Below are 515 nucleotides of genomic sequence, written 5' to 3'. Positions count from 1 at the left end.
AGAGTCCGGTTGAAAGTACACCGCCCAAGATTGCGAGCTTAGGGGAGAAAACTCGTGCAGCGATTAACAGGCCAACTGAAATTTCAAGCACACCCAGAAAATTTGAGAATCCTTGAATGCTGAGGAAACTATACATCCATGAAAGCAGAGGGCTATTACTAACAAAACCATGTATACCGTTTGCTTCGTAGCTAGTGAATTTCATACCACCAAACCACAAATATATTATCGTCATGGCAACGTAGATGCCACCTATACCAAACTTAGTGACTTTTGCACCGAGATTATTACTAAGGATATTGGTAGTCTGGACACCATTTTCAATTTCGGAGGTAACCATTTTATATCTCCAATTATTTTTAGCCATGTGGACTCACTCTATGTAGCTCACTAAAATGATATGACTCTTGAGAAAAACTATATGTTTACTCGGGTCGAACCTAACTTAGGTAATTGCTGTAGTTGAGCACCAATGGATTAGACATCAATGCCTAGTGGTTGAACGGCGGGGAAGT

The 515-nt window shown here is 40.6% G+C and carries 1 protein-coding gene; it reads right to left on the bottom strand.

Translation table 11 applies throughout. The features are described 5' to 3' along the window. The coding region (locus AC19MV_RS23085) for a DUF417 family protein (protein ID WP_498310048.1) at positions 1 to 367 on the bottom strand (367 nt) is incomplete at its 3' end. Positions 368 to 515 lie beyond the last annotated feature (148 nt).

The sequence above is a fragment of the Shewanella sp. MF05913 genome, assembly GCF_059758095.1.
This window is presented reverse-complemented; position numbering and strand designations above follow the sequence as displayed.